The sequence below is a fragment of the Quadrisphaera sp. DVD1 genome (assembly GCF_058932755.1).
Genome location: NZ_JBZYWI010000071.1, coordinates 1 through 15808, shown reverse-complemented (window position 1 = coordinate 15808; position 15808 = coordinate 1). Strand labels below are relative to the sequence as shown.

Below are 15808 nucleotides of genomic sequence, written 5' to 3'. Positions count from 1 at the left end.
TCCTGACCGTCGGCGCTCTGCGGCGCGCACGCGTTGACCGCCACGGCCAGCGCGCGGCGCGCCACGGCGTCCACGTCGCGCAGCGAGCGGGCCCGGCTGGTGGCCTCGAACCCGGTGACGGCGGCGCCGTCGTCCTCGACGGCGAGGGCGACGATCGCCCGCACGCGCGCGGCGGAGGCCGCCACGCGCAGGGCGCGGGAGTCGGCGTCCGGGGGCAGCGCGGCCAGCGACAGCGCGCCGTCGCGCACGGCGGTGATCCGGTCGGCGGCGTCCTCGCGCCAGCGGGCGACGTCGAGGTCGGCGAGGGCGCGCACGGCCTCGGCCAGCGCGCTGCGCAGGGTGCGCTCCGCCTCCGACAGCGTCGTGCCGTCCGGGGCCGGCGGGGCGAGGACCGGCGCGACCAGCCAGGTGACGCTGGCGCCGGGCTCCCACGCGGACCCGAACTCGGCCACCTCCGGCACGAGGCCGAGGCGGCCCACGCCGTGCGGCAGCAGCAGCTCGCCCTCGACGAGCACCGCCTCGCCGGCGTCCAGCGCCTCGGTGTTGAACGACGCCGGCCCGGGCAGGCCCGCGGGGTCGCCGGGAGCCGGCAGCGCCACGCGCAGGCCCCGCGCGCCGGCGCCGCGCAGGGCGGACAGCAGCGAGAGGAGCGCGGGGGCGTCCGCGTCGGGCGGGGTGGCGGTGGGCAGGTCGCGCACCGCGTGGTCCTCGTCGGTGCCGACGACGGCGCGGGCGGCGTCCTCGGCGCGCACCCGCCCGGTCAGCGCGGCGGTGCCCCAGGCGGCCAGGCGGGCGGAGCGGGGGAGGTCCAGCACCGACCCAGGGTAGGTCGAGGCCCCGCGGGTCCACCCGGCGCGCTCTTGCGCTGACCCCGCCGCGTGCCGTGGAGTACCGCTTCCACGGCACGCGCAGTGCCCGCGGCGCCCGCAGGAGGACCGACATGACGAAGATCCACGACGATCCCGCCGCCTTCACCGAGGACGCCCTGCGGGGGTTCTGCCTCCTCCACGAGCGGTCCGTCCGGCCGGTGCAGGGAGGCGTGGTGCGGCGGGCCCCGGGCCCCCGCGGCAAGGTGGCCGTCCTCGTCGGTGGCGGCAGCGGGCACTACCCCGCCTTCTTCGGCTGGGTGGGCCCCGGCTTCGCCGACGGTGCCGTCGTGGGGAACGTCTTCAGCGCGCCGTCCGCGCAGTACGCGAGCTCCGTGGCGCGCGCCGCGCACCGCGGCGGGGGAGTGGTCTTCGCCTACGGCAACCACGCCGGTGACGTGATGAACTTCGGCCTCGCCGCCCAGCAGCTGGTGGCCGAGGGGATCGACGCCCGGCACCTGGTCGTCACCGACGACGTCCTCGCCGCCGGCCCGGAGGAGGCCGCGAAGCGCCGGGGCATCGCCGGCGACTTCACCGTCTTCAAGGTGCTCGGCGCCGCCGCGGAGACCGGCGCGAGCATCGACGAGGTGGTGCGGCTGGGCACCCGGGCGAACGACCGCACGCGCACCGTCGGCGTGGGCCTGTCCGGCTGCACGCTGCCCGGCGCGAGCGCCCCGCTGTTCACCGTCGAGCCCGGCACCATGGGCATCGGCCTGGGGCTGCACGGCGAGCCGGGCCTGGAGACGGTCGAGCTGGGCCCCGCGCGCGAGATCGCCCGCCGGCTGGTCGAGCCGCTGCTCGCCGAGGCGCCGGGCGACGACGAGCGCGTGGCGGTGGTCCTCAACGGGCTGGGCACGACGAAGTACGAGGAGCTGTTCCTGCTGTGGGCCGAGGTCGCCCCGCTCCTCACGGCCGCGGGGTACCGGCTCGTCGAGCCCGAGGTGGGCGAGATCGTCACCAGCCTCGACATGGGCGGCGCCTCGCTGACGGTGATGTGGCTCGACGACGAGCTCGAGCCGCTGTGGCGCGCCGCCTGCGACACCCCCGCCTTCCGCCGCGGGGCCGCGGCGGCCGCCGGCGCCCCCGGTGAGGTGCTCGAGGAGGACGCGGCCACGGACGCGGCCGCCGTCACCCCTGCCGCCAGCCCCGCCTCCGCGCCCGTGGCCACCGGTCCGTCGCAGCAGCTCGCCCGGACGGCGGCGCGAGCGTTCGAGGCGGCGCTCGCCGCCGTCCAGGACGCCGAGGCCGAGCTCGGCCGCCTCGACGCCGTGGCCGGCGACGGCGACCACGGCCGCGGGATGGTGCGCGGGATGACCGCCGCCCGCGACGAGGCGGCGCGGGCGGTGGCGGGAGGTGCCGGCCTCGGCGCGACCGTCGCCCGGGCCGGGGAGGGCTGGGCCGCCGCGGCGGGCGGGACGTCCGGCGTGCTGTGGGGCTCGGCGCTGCGCGCGGCGGGCACCCGCCTCGGCGACGGCGCGGTGCAGGGGAGCGACGTCGTGGACGCCGTGCAGGCGTTCGCCGACGCCGTGGCGGGCCTGGGCGGGGCGGCTCCCGGTGACAAGACGATGCTCGACGCGATCCTCCCGTTCGCCGAGGTGCTCCGCGCCGAGGCCGGGCGGGGCCTGCCGGCCGCCGCGCGGTCGGCCGCCACGGCCGCGGAGGGCGCCGCGCGCTCGACCGCCGAGCTCTCGCCGAGGATCGGGCGCGCCCGCCCGAACGCGCGGCGCAGCGTCGGCACTGCTGACCCGGGCGCGGTCTCCTTCGCCCTCGTCGTCCGCGCCGTCGTGGCCGCCACCGCCGACGGCTCCACCGGCGAGGGCTCCACCGGCGAGGGGGCGTGAGCGCCGTGGGGCTGGAGCGGGACCCCGAGCGGCTGCACCTGACGTACCGGGTCGAGGGGCCCGACGTGGCGTCGGTGGTCGAGGCGATCCGGGTGGAGCAGACCATCGAGTTCCCCTACGAGGTCGCGCCCGAGTGGATCCGGGAGACCGTCGTCGGCCGCGTCGAGGCGGTCGACGGGCACGTGGTGCACCTGTCCTACGACCCGCGCATCCTCGACGCCGGGGGCGGCACCACCCAGCTGCTCAACGTCATCTGGGGCAACGTCTCGCTGATGGCCGGTGTCCGCGTCCTCGCGATCGAACCCCCGCAGAGCCTCCTGCGCACCCTGCCGGGGCCGCGGTTCGGCCTGGAGGGGGTGCAGGAGCTGGTCGGCGCCCTCGACCGGCCGCTCCTGATGACCGCCATCAAGCCGATCGGCACGTCGGCCGAGGACCTGGCCGGGCACACCGCGCTGCTCGCCGAGTCGGGCATCGACGTCATCAAGGACGACCACGGGCTGGCGGACCAGCCGTGGGCCCCCTGGCGGGAGCGGGTGGCGCGGTGCGCGGCGGCCGTGGCCGAGGTCGACGCCCGAACAGGACGCCGCGCCCTGTACGCCCCCTCGCTCAACGTGCCCCTCGACCGGGTGGTCGAGCGCGCGCACGAGGCGAAGGAGCTCGGCGCGGGCGCCCTGCTCGTCCTGCCCGGCCTGTCCTCCTTCGACGTGCTCCGGGTGCTGGCCGCCGACGAGTCCCTCGCCCTCCCGCTCATCGCGCACCCGGCGGCGCTGGGCTCCCTCACCGTCAACCCCACCCACGGGTTCGAGCCGGGCCTCGTCCACGGCCTGCTGAACCGCCTGGCCGGGGCGGACCTGTGCGTGTTCGTCAACCACGGCGGCCGGTTCGGCCCGACCCCGCGCGAGTGCGAGCGCATCCGCGACGAGTGCCTGCGCCCGCTGGGCCCGCTCGCGCGCTCCATGCCCGTGGCGGGGGGCGGGATGTCGCTGGAGCGGCTGCCCGAGCTGTACCGGATGTACGGGAGCGACGCGGGGTACCTCGTCGGCGGGGCGCTGCACCGCGGTGACCTGCGCACCAACGCGACGGCCCTGCGCGCCGCGGCGGAGGACCTGGCGGCGTCCTCGGACCGCACCTGACTCCGGCGCCCGCCGCGGGTTGGCTAGGGTTCCCGACCATGGCAGAGGTGCTGGCGCTGGACGGGGTGAGCGTCCAGCGCGGCGGCTCCCTGCTGCTGGACGCGGTCGACTGGACCGTGCGCGAGGGCGAGCGGTGGGTGGTGCTCGGTCCCAACGGCGCGGGCAAGACCACGCTGCTGCAGGTGGCGGCGACCCGGATCTTCCCCACGAGCGGCACCGCGACGGTGCTCGGCGAGCGGCTGGGGCGGGTCGACGTGTTCGAGCTGCGGCCGCGGATCGGTCTCGCCAGCCTCGCCCTGGCCGACCAGGTGAAGCGCTCCGAGCGGGTGCGCGACGTCGTCGTGACAGCGTCCTACGGCATGGTCGGGCGCTGGCGGGAGAGCTACGACGCCGCCGACCACGCCCGCGCCGGGGCGCTGCTGTCGGTGATGGGCGCCGGCCTGCTCGGCGACCGCACCTTCGGCACGCTGTCGGAGGGGGAGCGCAAGCGGGTGCTCATCGCCCGGGCGCTCATGAGCGACCCCGAGCTGCTGCTGCTCGACGAGCCGGCCTCCGGCCTCGACCTCGGCGGGCGCGAGGACCTCGTGCGGCGCCTGGTCCGGCTCACCACCGGCCCGGGGGCGCCCTCGACGGTGCTCGTCACCCACCACGTCGAGGAGATCCCGCCGGGGGTCACCCACGCGCTGCTGCTGCGCCGCGGCCGGGTGGTCAGCGCGGGACCGGTGGAGACGGCGCTGACCTCGGACACCCTGGGCGAGGCCTTCGGCCTGCCGCTGGTGCTGGAGCGGCGCGAGCAGCGCTGGAGCGCCCGCGCCGCCTGAGCCGCGGCCGCGGGGCGGCCACGGGGCGGGCACGGGGCCGGGCACGCATCCGGATGACGGACGGCGCGCTCCCTCGACCCCGGTGATCACGGCGCCTAGGGTCGGGCCATGGCGTGGCTGTGGTGGGTGATCGCGGCGTTCCTGCTGGGCGGCCTCGAGCTGTTCACCCTCGACCTGGTCTTCGGCACGCTCGTCGTCGCCGCTCTGGCCGGGGCCGGCGTCGCCCTGGCCGGCGGGGACTTCACCGCCCAGGCGGTCACGGCGAGCGTGGTGGCCGTGGCGCTGCTGGCCGTCGTCCGGCCGCTGCTCATCCGCCGCCTCAAGCTCGAGGGCCGGATGGTGCCCAGCGGCACCGCCGCCCACGTCGGGCGCCCCGCCCGGGTGCTCGTGGAGGTCACCGAGCTCGGCGGGCGGGTGAAGCTCGCCGGCGAGGAGTGGTCGGCCCGCGCGGCCGACCCGGCCGACGTCCTCGCCCCTGGCACCGCCGTGGAGGTGGTCGCCATCGACGGCGCCACCGCCGTGGTCGCCCGCTCGAGCGGCCCCACGGCCGCGCCCGACGCCCCGCCCCCCTCCTGAGGAGCCCCACTCATGGAACTGCCCCTCCTGATCGTCCTCGTCCTGCTCCTGCTGTTCGTCGCGCTGACCGTGGTCCGCGCGGTGCGGATCGTGCCGCAGGCCTCCGCCCTCATCGTCGAGCGCCTCGGCCGCTACAACCGGACGCTCGAGGCGGGGCTGCACGTGCTGATCCCGTTCATGGACCGGGTGCGGGCGCGCGTCGACCTGCGCGAGCAGGTCGTGTCCTTCCCGCCGCAGCCGGTGATCACCTCGGACAACCTCGTCGTGAGCATCGACACGGTCATCTACTTCCAGCCGACCGACCCGCGGTCCGCGGTCTACGAGATCGCCAACTACATCCAGGGCATCGAGCAGCTCACCGTCACCACGCTGCGCAACGTCATCGGCTCCCTCGACCTCGAGCAGACGCTGACCAGCCGCGACCAGATCAACGGCCAGCTGCGCGGCGTCCTCGACGAGGCGACCGGCCGCTGGGGCATCCGCGTCAACCGGGTCGAGCTCAAGGCGATCGACCCGCCGGCGAGCGTGCAGGACTCCATGGAGCAGCAGATGCGCGCCGAGCGCTCCCGCCGCGCCGTGATCCTCACCGCCGAGGGTGAGAAGCAGTCCCAGATCCTCACCGCCGAGGGCGAGAAGCAGTCGCAGGTGCTGCGCGCCGAGGGCGCGGCCCAGGCCGCGATCCTGCGCGCGCAGGGCGAGGCCCGCGCGATCGTCCAGGTCTTCGACGCCATCCACCGCGGCGGTCCCGACCCGGCGCTGCTGGCCTACCAGTACCTGCAGGTGCTGCCCCAGATCGCCCAGGGCGCCTCGAACAAGCTGTGGGTCATCCCGGCCGAGCTCACCGAGGCCCTGCGCGGCATCGGCTCCGCGCTGGGCGGCTCGGAGGGCGGCGGGACGCCGTGGTCGGCGCGCGGGCCCCGCGAGGGCGACCGCCCGGAGACCGACCTCGACGACGCCTTCGCCGAGACCCAGCTCGAGGACCCGGCCGAGGCGCTGCGCTCGGCCCGCCGCGAGGCCGCCGGCGCCACCGAGGAGGCCGCGCGCAGCACCCCCGGCCCCGGGGCGGCTGACCTGGGCGGGCCCTCCGCGGGCGGCGCCAGCCCGGCGTCGTGAGCCTCGTCCCGCCACCGGGCCCGCCGGCTCCGGGCCTCCCGGCGCAGACCAACGCGAAGGCGCTCCTGTCGGTGTCGACCCTGTGGGCGCCGGCGGTCGCCGTCGTCCTCGCAGTGCTCGCCCGGCGGGAGATCCGCCGCACCGGCGAGGCCGGCTGGGGCCTGGCGACGACGGGCCTGTGGCTCGGCGTCGCCCGGCTCGTGGCGCCGCTGCTGCTCGTGGCGGCGCTGGGCCTGCTCGTGGTCGCGGTGCTGCTCGCGGTCGCCCTCGGCTGGCGCTGAGGCGGCCGCGCCCGGCCCCACCCTCGTACCGGGTGGGCGCCAGACGCGGTTCTGCGGGACCCGGAAGAGCAGCACGCGCCCACCGGTCGGGGTGAGGTGGCAGTCGTGGGGGTCTCGAGCGCCCGGTGAGCCCCACGAGTGGCAGGTCGACGCGTGAGGTCGCCCACGACGAGAGCGGGGCCCGGCCGCGCCGTGAGCGCCGCCGGACCCCGTCCGTCGTGGTGGTGGTGCGGTCGTGCAGGTGGTGCGGTCGTGCAGGTGGTGCGGTGGGTCAGCGGCCCAGGCCGGCCTTGTCGACCTTGCGGTGGAAGCGCATGCCGGCGAGCCCGCCGAGGATGGCGCCGAGCAGGCTGACCAGGGCGGCGGCGACCAGGGCGATGATCGCGCCGGTGCCGAGGTCGCCCTCGTCCACGGGGATGCGCGGGAAGGCGTTGAGCTGGGAGAGCACGTTGTAGTTGGCGCCGGCCACCGCGGTGACGATCGCCAGGACGATCGCGATGACGATCGCCCAGACCCACACGGCCACGCCCTGCTTGAGGCCGTTGAACCGGGCCATGCGCCCGGCGACGTAGCCGCCGCAGTAGTAGGCCACGAGGAGGACGACGAGCACGCCGATGCCCCCGGCGATGCCGATGGTGTCGGCGTTCTGCGTCGCGCTGTCCGCGGCCTCGCCCACCTCGGTGTTGGTGGCCAGGCCCACGACGGCGCCGGCAGCTGCCAGCAGGGCGGTGAGCAGGACGGCCGTGCCGGTGGCGGTGAGCCAGCCGAAGAAGGCCGAGCCCCACTTGATGCCGCCGTACTCCTCCTTCTCCTTGTCCACGACGCTCTTGCGGTCGAGGCCGAGGCGGCTCGTCGAGGCGGCACCGGCGTGCGGGGCACCGGCTCCGTGGGCGGGGGTGTTCGGAGTGGGCTCTCCGGCGGCGGTGCTCATGGCGTTCTCCTGTGGTGGGGCTGGAGGTGCATCGGTGCGGCGGGCCCCCGGGCCCTGCCCGCCGGTGGCGGACAGGGCCCGGGGCTGGTGCGGAGCGCCTCAGCGGCGGGCGTCGGTCTCGGTGTCCGCGTCGAGGTCGATGCGCTCCTTGCGGACGTCGGCGCTGACCTGCTGCTGCTCGGTCACCGTCGTGGTGTCCACGCGGACGCGCTCGACGGGGCGGGCCTCCTTGGAGACCACGGGGACCTCCTCGTGGAGGATCACCTCGTGCTCCTCCTCGGAGATGGCCGGGCCCTCGAGGGCCGCACCGGCGTTGGCCTCGGTGATGGGCTCGCGCTCGATCCGGACCTCCTCGTGGGAGACCGGCACGGTCACCGTCTGGTGCTCGGTGACGACGTACTTGCGCAGGCGGGCCCGGCCGCTCTCGCGGGTCTGGGTGCCGACGCGCAGCTCCTCCTCGGAGCGGGTCATCGCGGTGTCGGTGGTCGGGCCGGAGGTGTCGTGCCCGACGGTGCCGGCGACGTCCTGGCGCGCGGTGCCGGTCTGGGTGCCGGTCCGGGTGCCGGTCTGGGTGCCGGTCTGGGCGAACCCGGTCTGGGTGTCGCTGGGGGCGCCGTGGCCGTGGAGGCCGTAGTACGCGTAGAGCTCGGTCTCCTCCTGGGGGCTGAGGTGGCCGTCGGCCTCGGCACGGGGGGCGCCCTTCACGCGGTCCTTGTCGTAGGGCACGCGGATGTCGTCGCCGGAGATCGAGGCGGCCTCGAGCGGCACGAAGGACTCCGAGCCGCCGAACAGGCCGGTCTTCACGGTGACCCACGCCGGCTGGCCGGTGCTGTCGTCGAGGTAGACCTGGCCGATGCCGCCGATCTTGCTGCCGTCGGTGCCGACCACGTGGCCGCCGCCGCCGAGCAGGTGCTGGACCTCGTTCACGCTGATCATGGGGAGCCCTTCGTCAGGATGTCCGGATCGCCCGGACGGTCGCTTACGGTGTAAACGAAACCAGCAGTGATCTCTCTCCGCCACCCGAGAACCCCCGATGTCAGAAACACCTGGTCATGGGGTAGTACTGGCGTGCCCGGCGAGTGGAGGAAGCAGTGCCCGAGCGCAGCGACGACGGCACCATCGACGCGGACGCGACCGTGGTCGAGGGTGGCGAGGCCCCGTCGGCGAGGGTCGCGCTGAGCCGCGAGCGGATCCTGGCCGCGGCCGTGAAGTTCATCGACGAGCGCGGCCTGCCCGACCTCACCATGCGCCGCCTCGGGTCGGAGCTGGGCGTCGAGGCCATGTCGATGTACCGGTACGTGCCCGGGCGCGAGGAGCTGCTCGACGGCATCGTCGAGACCATCGTCGCCGAGCTGTACGCCGACCCCGACGTCCTGGAGAAGCCGCAGGACGGCTGGCAGGACTTCCTCCAGCGCCTCGCCCACGGCATCCGGCGGGTCGCCATCGCCCACCCCAGGGCCTTCCCGCTCGTGGCCTCGCGGCCGCCTGAGGCGCCGTGGCTGCGCCCGCCCCTGCGCAGCCTCGCCTGGGTCGAGTCGTTCCTCCAGGCGATGGTCAGCGAGGGCTTCTCCGAGGAGGACGCCGTCGGGGCCTACCGCGCCTTCACGAGCTTCCTGCTGGGCCACCTCCTGCTGGAGGTGTCGGTGCGCGGAGCGGACATCGGCCCGCTCGACGTCCGCGCGGACGACGCCGAGGACCCGACGCTGGAGGAGTACCCGCTGGTCCGGCGCCTGCACACCGCCCTGGCCGAGGACCACTCCGCGGTGGAGTTCGAGGAGTCGCTGGAGAACCTGCTCGACCGCATGCAGCTCATGCACAAGCGCTGAGGAGGCACCCGGCGCCCACCCGGCGCTGAGGCGGTCGGGAGCGGGACCGTAGGGTGCCCGCCCGTGAGCTGGCCCGAGGCGCTGCTGATCGGCCTGGCCGGCCTGGCCGCCGGGGCGATCAACGCGGTCGTCGGCTCGGGCACCCTCATCACCTTCCCGACCCTCGTCGCGCTGGGGTACCCGCCGGTGACCGCCACGACGAGCAACGCGATCGGCCTCGTGGCGGGAGGTGCGTCGGGGGTCTGGGGCTACCGCCGCGAGCTGGCCGGCCAGCGGCGCCGGCTGCTGGCGCTCGCGCCGGCGTCCGTGCTGGGCGGGCTGGCCGGGGCGCTGCTGCTCCTGCAGCTGCCCGCCTCCGCCTTCGAGGCGGTGGTACCGGCCCTCATCGTCCTGGCGCTGGTGCTCGTGCTGGCCCAGCCGGCGCTGCAGCGCCGGGTGCGCGCGCGGGCGGAGCGCCGGGCCGCGGCGGGCGTGCGACCGGGCCGCTGGGTCTCGGTGGCGGCCGTGGTCGGCACCGGCCTGGTCGGGGTCTACGGCGGGTACTTCACCGCCGCGCAGGGCGTGCTGCTCGTGGGCCTGCTGGGCTCCCTGCTGGCGGAGGACCTGCAGCGCGTGAACGCGCTCAAGAACGTCCTCAGCCTCGTGGTCAACCTCGTCGCGGCGGTGCTGTACGTGGTCGTCGGCGAGGAGCTGCTGGACTGGGGCGTCGTCGCGCTCGTGGCCGTCGGCTCCCTCGCCGGCGGCTGGCTGGGCTCGCACTACGGACGCCGCCTGCCCCCGGTGGCGCTGCGCTCCCTCATCGTGGTGCTGGGCCTGGTCGCCCTCACCCGGATCCTCGGACAGGAGGTCGGCTGGTGGTGACGGCGGGAGGGACGGGCGTGGTGGTGGTGCAGGACCCCGCCGACCCCCGGCTGCGCGACTACACCGGCCTGACCGACGTCGCCCTGCGGCGCGTCCGCGAGCCCGCCGAGGGGCTGTTCATCGCCGAGTCCAACGCCGTGATCCGCCGCGCGCTCGCGGCCGGCCACCGGCTGCGCTCGGTGCTGCTCGCTCCCCGCTGGCTCCCCGAGGTGCCCGACGTCCTGGCCGCGGCCGACGCGCACGGCGCCGAGGTGTTCGTCGCGGAGGAGCCGGTCCTGCGCGAGATCACCGGGTTCCACCTGCACCGCGGCGCGCTGGCCTCGGTGCACCGGCCCGCGCTGCCCGCGGTCGCCGACCTCGTGGCCGGCGCGCGGCGCGTGGCCGTCCTCGAGGACGTCGTCGACCACACCAACGTCGGCGCGGTGTTCCGCTCGGCGGCCGCGCTCGGGGTCGACGCGGTCCTCGTGAGCCCGCGGTGCGCCGACCCGCTCTACCGGCGCAGCGTGCGGGTGAGCATGGGCACGGTCTTCCAGGTGCCGTGGACCCGGCTCGAGCCCTGGCCGGGCGGCCTGGACGCCCTGCGCCGGCTCGGCTTCACCGTCGCAGCCCTGGCCCTGGCCCCGGACGCCGTCCCGCTGGGGGAGTTCGCGGCCGCGGCGCCGGAGCGCACGGCACTGCTGCTGGGCACCGAGGGCGACGGCCTGAGCGCGTCGGCGGTGGCCGCCGCCGACGTGACCGTGCGGATCCCGATGAGCGGCGGGGTGGACTCCCTCAACGTCGCCGCCGCCAGCGCCGTCGCGTTCTGGGCGCTCCAGGAGGCGGCGGCCGCTACGCGCCGCTGACGCGCGCCAGGGCCGCCGGCAGGTCGTCGACGGCGAGGGCGTCGGCCAGGCCCACGAGCTCGAGCACCCGGCGGGTGGGACCCAGGGGCGGCGCCACGACGGCGAAGGGCTCGCGCTGGCGCGCGCACTCGCGGGCCAGCTGGTCGACCAGGCGCACGCCGGCGCTGTCGAAGAAGGTCAGGGCCGACAGGTCCAGGACGACGGCGCGCGCGCCGGCGACCAGGGCCGGCACCTCGGGGAGGATCGCCGGGGCCGCGGTCACGTCCATCTCGCCCTGGCCGGTCAGCACCCTCACGCCGTCCCCGCCGGTCGTCGCCTCCACGAGCCTCACGGCCGCCTCCCTCGCAGCGCCCGGCGCACGACGACGGTGGTGCCGCGCCCGGTCTCGACCGACACGTCGCCGACCAGCGCCCGGATGATGCCGAGGCCGCGGCCGCGCTCGACCGAGGCCACCGGCGGGCGCCAGGTGCCGTCGTCGTGCACCGCGAGGACCACGACGCCGTCCTCGACGCGGGCGTCGACCGCCACCACCTCCTCCGGGCGCCCGCCGCTGCCGTGCTCGGCGGCGTTGGCCGTGGCCTCGGACACGGCCAGCACGAGGTCCTCGCGGGCGGCGTCGTCGGCGCCCTGCGCGCTGAGCCAGGCGGCGAGGTCGCGCCGCAGCGCGGAGAGCCCGCGCAGGTCCGCCGACAGCCGCTGGGAGAAGGGCGGTCCCGGCCAGTCCAGCAGCAGCACGCAGACGTCGTCGCGCACCGTCTCGTCGCTGAGCATCGTCTCGGTCAGCGCGGCGACGTGCTCGGCCGGCGGCACCCCGCGCCCCGCCTCGGCGGCGCGGGCCAGCACCTCGAGCCCGACGTCCAGGGGGCGGTCCCGGCGCTCGAAGAGGCCGTCGGTGAAGAGCAGCAGGCGGTCACCGGCGCGCAGCTCCACCTCGGCCTCGGGGCGCTCGTGGACGCGCCCGAAGGCCCCCAGCGGCATCGAGCGGCCGCCCCAGAGCAGCCGCGCCGGCCCCGAGCGCGGCACGAGCACCGGCGGCGGGTGCCCGGCGCAGGCGTAGCGCACGCGCCCGGTGGCCAGGTCGACCTCGGCGTAGGCGACCGTGGCCATCCCGGCGGCCTCGATCGGCTCCACGAACCGGTCCAGGCGCGAGAGCAGCCGCGCGGGACCGACGCCGGGCGCCGCCACCGCGCGGACCGCGCTGCGCAGCTGGCCCATGGCGCTGGCCGCCTGCAGCCCGCGCCCCACGACGTCGCCCACCACGACGGCGAGGACGTCGTCCTCGGCCCAGAAGGTGTCGTACCAGTCGCCGCCGACCTCCAGCATGGCCACGCCCGGCCGGTAGGCGGTGGCCACGGCGTACCTGTCGTCGACCGGTGGGGCGACCGCCAGGAGGGAGTGCTGCAGCTCGCGGGCGACGCTGGCGCTCTGCTCGTACAGGTGGGCGCGGTCGAGGGCCAGGCCGGTCTGCTGGCCGACCGCGGTGAGCACCTCGAGGTCGGGCGGGTCGGCGGCGGGGTCGTCGCGGGGGGCCAGGTGCAGGACGCCCTGGAGCGCGGCCTGGCCGCGCAGCGGCACGAGCACCCCGCCGGCCCGCAGCACCGCAGCACCGTCGAGCGCCGCGCCGGCCGGCGCGGCGGGGTCCAGCGCCGGCGGGCTGCCGCTGGACCCCCGCAGGGCCAGGGCGCCCTGGGCGTCGGCCAGCCACAGCGCCGCCCCCGCGGCGCCGAGGGAGCCGACCGCCGCGGTCAGGACGGCGCGGGTGACGCCGTCCACGCCCAGCGCCCGGGACAGCGCCGCCGTGGCCTCCTGCAGCACGCGCACCTGGCTGGCCGAGCGCTCGGCCGTCCGGCGGGCGGCGAGCAGGTCGCGCTCGTAGCGCCAGCGCTCGCGGGCGCTCGTCATCGCCATGCGCACCACCCCCGCGGGGGCGCTGACGACCGCGGTGAGGAGCACCGGCTGGCGTCCGTGCGGACCGTCGAGGTCGACGGCGACCTCGTCGACGCGGCCGTCAACGTGCAGCACGGGGGACAGATGCGTCTCCCAGTAGATCCGCCCGCCGACCGAGAGCAGGTCGCTGATCCGCAGGCGTCCCACGACGTCGGCGCGAGCGCGCCCGACCCAGTCGAGCAGCGTGGCGTTGGCCTCCAGCACGGTGCCGTCCATCGCGAGGGAGAGCAGCGCGCAGGGCGCCTCGGCCCACGCCTCGTCCGGCACGGCCGTCGTCACGGCCCGCCGCCCGCCCGGGCGGCACCGACGCCGAGGTAGTCCTCCATGGCCGCCACGAGCTGGTCGGGGGCGCTGAGGTTCGGGCAGTGCCCGGTGGCCTCCAGGACGACCATCTCGCCCTCCGGCAGGTGGTCGCGCACGTACCGGCCCACCTCGGGCGGCGCGATGGCGTCCTGGCGGCACTGGACCACCAGGCACGGCGTCCTCACCCGGGCCAGGTCCGCCCGGTTGTCCGAGAGGAAGGTCGTGCGCGCGAAGCGGCGGGCCAGGGTCGGGTCGGTGCGGCAGAAGCTGCTCGCCAGCTCCTGGCCGAGCTCGGGGCGGTCCGGCACGCCCATGATCACCGGGGCGATCTGCGTGGACCAGCCGAGGTAGTTGGCGTCCATGGTGTCGAGCAGGTCGGCGATCTCCTCGGCGGTGAACCCCCCGCGGTAGCCCTCGTCGTCGGTGTAGCGGGGGCTGGGGCAGACGAGCACCAGGGAGGAGAACAGGTCCGGGCGCGCCGCCGCGGCGAGCACCCCGATCATCGAGCTCACCGAGTGGCCGACGAAGACCGCCGGCCCCAGCGCGAGGGCGTCGAGGACCTCGACCAGGTCCTGGGCGTAGCCGTCGAGCCGACCGTGGCGCGCGGGGTCGTAGGCGCCGAGGTCCGAGCCGCCCGCGCCGACGTGGTCGAACAGGACGGTGCGGTGGGTCGCGGCGAACGCGGGCGCGACGAAGCGCCACATCACCTGGTCGCAGCCGAAGCCGTGGGCGAAGACCATCGGGGTCGCGCCCTGGGCACCCCCGAGCGTGACGTTGTTCCTCGTCAGCGGGTCCACAGCCGCCACCGTAGGCCAGCGCGGGGACCGCCGGTCAAGGCGTCCGCGGGTCGAACTCGATCACCACCGCGACCGCCGGGTCAGCGCACGAGCCGGCGCAGCGCCCAGGCCGCCGCCGGGGCGTACGCGAGCACGAGCGGGGCCGCCCCGGTGACCTCCAGGGTGGTCAGCGCCCCGCCGCCGTCGCCGGGGCCCACCGCGTGCCGCAGCCGCAGCACGGCGCGCTCGGCCAGGGCGGCGGGGAGCGGGGCGTGCAGGGCGCGGGCGGGGCGCACCGTCCAGGCCCACGTGCGGGCCTCCTCGTCCACGGCGTCGACGACGAACGGCAGCTCCAGGCCGCCCCAGCCGAGCACGGTGCCGCGCACGCCGGCGGCGAGCCGCGGCGAGGTCGTCCGGACGGCGCGGATCTGCGGCGACCACGTCGGCCACAGCGCGGGGTCCGCGTAGCGCTCCCACGCCGTGGCGGGCGCCGCCGGGCCGAACGCGGCGAGGGCGCGCCTCACGACGGCCGCGTCACGGCGCCACCGCGACGCCGAGCCCGTCCACCGCCCGGGCGCCGGGGAGCCCGGCCACGAGGGCGCCGGGCAGGGCGAGCTTGGAGCGGCGCAGCCCGCTGCCGACGACGACGACGTCCACCGCGCCGACCGCGGCGTCGACGAGCACGGGCCAGTGTCCGGGCAGGCCGACCGGGGTGATGCCGCCGAACTCCATGCCGCTCTCCGCCACCGCGCGCTCGCGCTCGAGGAAGGAGGCCTTGCGCGCGTCGAGGGCGCGGCGCACCAGCCCGTTGACGTCGGCGCGGGTGGTCGCCAGCACCACGCACGCGGCGACGCGCTCGGCGTCCCCGCGCCGCCCGGACACCACGACGCAGTTGGCGCTCGCCGCGGCCGGCACGCCGTGGGCGGCGACCAGCGCGGCGGTGTCGGCCACCGCGGGGTCGATCTCGGCGACGAGCACCCGGTCGCGGTGCTCCCACGCCTCCAGCGCGGCCGCGACCGGGGCGGCGAGCAGGTCCGGTCGCGCCAGCGCCGGCGCCCAGGCCAGCGAGCCGGGCGGCCTCACCCCGCGTTCTCGTGCGTCGGCACGAGGGTGGCCCTCGCCAGGGTGTGGAAGAGCATCGTGAACGCCGCCGCGGTGGGGGTGGCCGAGGCGTCGAGCCCGAGGTCGTCGGTGTCCAGGGCGTGCACGGCGATGACGTAGCGGTGGGGCCGGTCGCCCGGCGGCGGGGCGGCGCCGGTGAAGCCGGGGGTGCCGACGTCGTTGCGCAGGGCCACGGCCCCGGCCGGCAGGGCCGAGCCGTCCTCGGCGCCGGCGCCCGTGGGCAGCTCGGTGACCGAGGCCGGCAGCCCGAGGACGGTCCAGTGCCAGAAGCCGGCGGGGGTGGGGGCGTCGGGGTCGAAGACGCTGACGGCGAAGCCGCGGGTGGCCTCGGGGAAGCCGCTCCACGCCAGGTGCGGGGACGTGCTGCCGCCCGCCTGCGTGTGGGCGTGCGCCATCGCCTCGCCGTGCTCGACGTCGGTGCTCGTGAGCGTGAACCCCGGCACCGGGGGCAGGAGGTCGTAGGGGAGCGGGGCGAGGGGACGGGCGGAGAGGTCCACGGGGCTCCTGGTCACGAGGTGGGGTCCTGGGCCGGCGGGCCGACCGGGGGCTGCTGGCGGGGGTCGCCGGGG

Annotated in this window: 17 protein-coding genes and 1 pseudogene; 9 read left to right on the top strand and 9 right to left on the bottom strand. The window is 76.9% G+C overall.

The annotated features are described in order from the left end of the window. Nucleotides 1-815, bottom strand: an 815-nt coding sequence (locus tag AC5FZL_RS09845) for an Rv1486c family protein (RefSeq protein WP_493618406.1), incomplete at its 3' end; no start/stop codon positions are given. 125 nt (nucleotides 816-940) lie between these two features. On the opposite strand from AC5FZL_RS09845, the gene AC5FZL_RS09840 reads away from it, so the two are divergent. The 6 genes and pseudogenes from AC5FZL_RS09840 (at nucleotide 941) to AC5FZL_RS09815 (ending at nucleotide 6631) form a co-directional block, all read left to right on the top strand. Further along, nucleotides 941-2707 carry a dihydroxyacetone kinase family protein gene (locus tag AC5FZL_RS09840; protein WP_493618405.1) on the top strand — a complete coding sequence of 589 codons (1767 nt, stop codon included), beginning with the start codon at nucleotides 941-943 and terminating at the stop codon, nucleotides 2705-2707. Then, nucleotides 2704-3840 (top strand): RuBisCO large subunit C-terminal-like domain-containing protein, encoded by a 1137-nt coding sequence (locus AC5FZL_RS09835; protein WP_493618404.1) that lies wholly within the window; start codon nucleotides 2704-2706, stop codon nucleotides 3838-3840. Before AC5FZL_RS09840 ends, AC5FZL_RS09835 begins: the two co-directional genes overlap by 4 nt. Before the next feature lie 38 nt (nucleotides 3841-3878). Further along, nucleotides 3879-4403, top strand: a pseudogene (locus tag AC5FZL_RS09830) (ABC transporter ATP-binding protein); the annotation flags it as partial. A 366-nt stretch (nucleotides 4404-4769) separates the two neighbouring features. After that, nucleotides 4770-5237: an NfeD family protein gene (locus AC5FZL_RS09825; protein ID WP_493618403.1), complete on the top strand. Its 468-nt coding sequence runs from the start codon at nucleotides 4770-4772 to the stop codon at nucleotides 5235-5237. 12 nt (nucleotides 5238-5249) lie between these two features. Beyond that, nucleotides 5250-6350 carry an SPFH domain-containing protein gene (locus AC5FZL_RS09820; RefSeq protein WP_493618402.1) on the top strand — a complete coding sequence of 367 codons (1101 nt, stop codon included), beginning with the start codon at nucleotides 5250-5252 and terminating at the stop codon, nucleotides 6348-6350. Continuing rightward, nucleotides 6347-6631: a DUF4190 domain-containing protein gene (locus AC5FZL_RS09815; protein ID WP_493618401.1), complete on the top strand. Its 285-nt coding sequence runs from the start codon at nucleotides 6347-6349 to the stop codon at nucleotides 6629-6631. Before AC5FZL_RS09820 ends, AC5FZL_RS09815 begins: the two co-directional genes overlap by 4 nt. A 271-nt stretch (nucleotides 6632-6902) precedes the next feature. Here AC5FZL_RS09815 and AC5FZL_RS09810 read toward each other — a convergent pair whose 3' ends face one another. Beyond that, on the bottom strand, nucleotides 6903-7562 hold the full coding sequence (locus tag AC5FZL_RS09810) for a hypothetical protein (protein ID WP_493618400.1): 660 nt from the start codon (nucleotides 7560-7562) through the stop codon (nucleotides 6903-6905). A gap of 99 nt (nucleotides 7563-7661) precedes the next feature. After that, complete coding sequence (locus AC5FZL_RS09805; RefSeq protein WP_493618399.1) at nucleotides 7662-8498, bottom strand: DUF2382 domain-containing protein; 837 nt, start codon at nucleotides 8496-8498, stop codon at nucleotides 7662-7664. A gap of 155 nt (nucleotides 8499-8653) precedes the next feature. On the opposite strand from AC5FZL_RS09805, the gene AC5FZL_RS09800 reads away from it, so the two are divergent. The 3 genes from AC5FZL_RS09800 to AC5FZL_RS09790 all read left to right on the top strand — a co-directional run bounded on the left by AC5FZL_RS09800 (nucleotide 8654) and on the right by AC5FZL_RS09790 (nucleotide 11091). Then, a complete protein-coding gene (locus AC5FZL_RS09800; protein WP_493618398.1) occupies nucleotides 8654-9388 on the top strand; it encodes a TetR/AcrR family transcriptional regulator C-terminal domain-containing protein in 735 nt (244 codons plus the stop codon). Between the two features lie 63 nt (nucleotides 9389-9451). Further along, on the top strand, nucleotides 9452-10249 hold the full coding sequence (locus tag AC5FZL_RS09795; RefSeq protein WP_493618397.1) for a sulfite exporter TauE/SafE family protein: 798 nt from the start codon (nucleotides 9452-9454) through the stop codon (nucleotides 10247-10249). 17 nt (nucleotides 10250-10266) lie between these two features. Next, a complete protein-coding gene (locus AC5FZL_RS09790; protein WP_493618396.1) occupies nucleotides 10267-11091 on the top strand; it encodes a TrmH family RNA methyltransferase in 825 nt (274 codons plus the stop codon). Here AC5FZL_RS09790 and AC5FZL_RS09785 read toward each other — a convergent pair. The 6 genes from AC5FZL_RS09785 to AC5FZL_RS09760 all read right to left on the bottom strand — a co-directional run bounded on the left by AC5FZL_RS09785 (nucleotide 11078) and on the right by AC5FZL_RS09760 (nucleotide 15751). Beyond that, nucleotides 11078-11422, bottom strand: a complete 345-nt coding sequence (locus AC5FZL_RS09785) for an STAS domain-containing protein (protein ID WP_493618395.1) — start codon at nucleotides 11420-11422, stop codon at nucleotides 11078-11080. The genes AC5FZL_RS09790 and AC5FZL_RS09785 overlap by 14 nt on opposite strands. Continuing rightward, nucleotides 11419-13317: a SpoIIE family protein phosphatase gene (locus AC5FZL_RS09780; protein ID WP_493618394.1), complete on the bottom strand. Its 1899-nt coding sequence runs from the start codon at nucleotides 13315-13317 to the stop codon at nucleotides 11419-11421. The genes AC5FZL_RS09785 and AC5FZL_RS09780 overlap by 4 nt, the downstream gene beginning before the upstream one ends. Further along, on the bottom strand, nucleotides 13314-14081 hold the full coding sequence (locus tag AC5FZL_RS09775; RefSeq protein WP_493618407.1) for an alpha/beta fold hydrolase: 768 nt from the start codon (nucleotides 14079-14081) through the stop codon (nucleotides 13314-13316). Before AC5FZL_RS09775 ends, AC5FZL_RS09780 begins: the two co-directional genes overlap by 4 nt. A gap of 137 nt (nucleotides 14082-14218) precedes the next feature. Further along, entirely contained in the window at nucleotides 14219-14641 is a 423-nt protein-coding gene (locus AC5FZL_RS09770) for an SRPBCC family protein (RefSeq protein WP_493618393.1), read from the bottom strand. Nucleotides 14642-14651: 10 nt separating this feature from the next. Next, nucleotides 14652-15200, bottom strand: coding sequence for a YbaK/EbsC family protein (locus AC5FZL_RS09765; protein ID WP_493618392.1), 549 nt, complete (start codon nucleotides 15198-15200; stop codon nucleotides 14652-14654). Then, complete coding sequence (locus AC5FZL_RS09760; RefSeq protein ID WP_493618391.1) at nucleotides 15197-15751, bottom strand: YbhB/YbcL family Raf kinase inhibitor-like protein; 555 nt, start codon at nucleotides 15749-15751, stop codon at nucleotides 15197-15199. The genes AC5FZL_RS09765 and AC5FZL_RS09760 overlap by 4 nt, the downstream gene beginning before the upstream one ends. Nucleotides 15752-15808 lie beyond the last annotated feature (57 nt).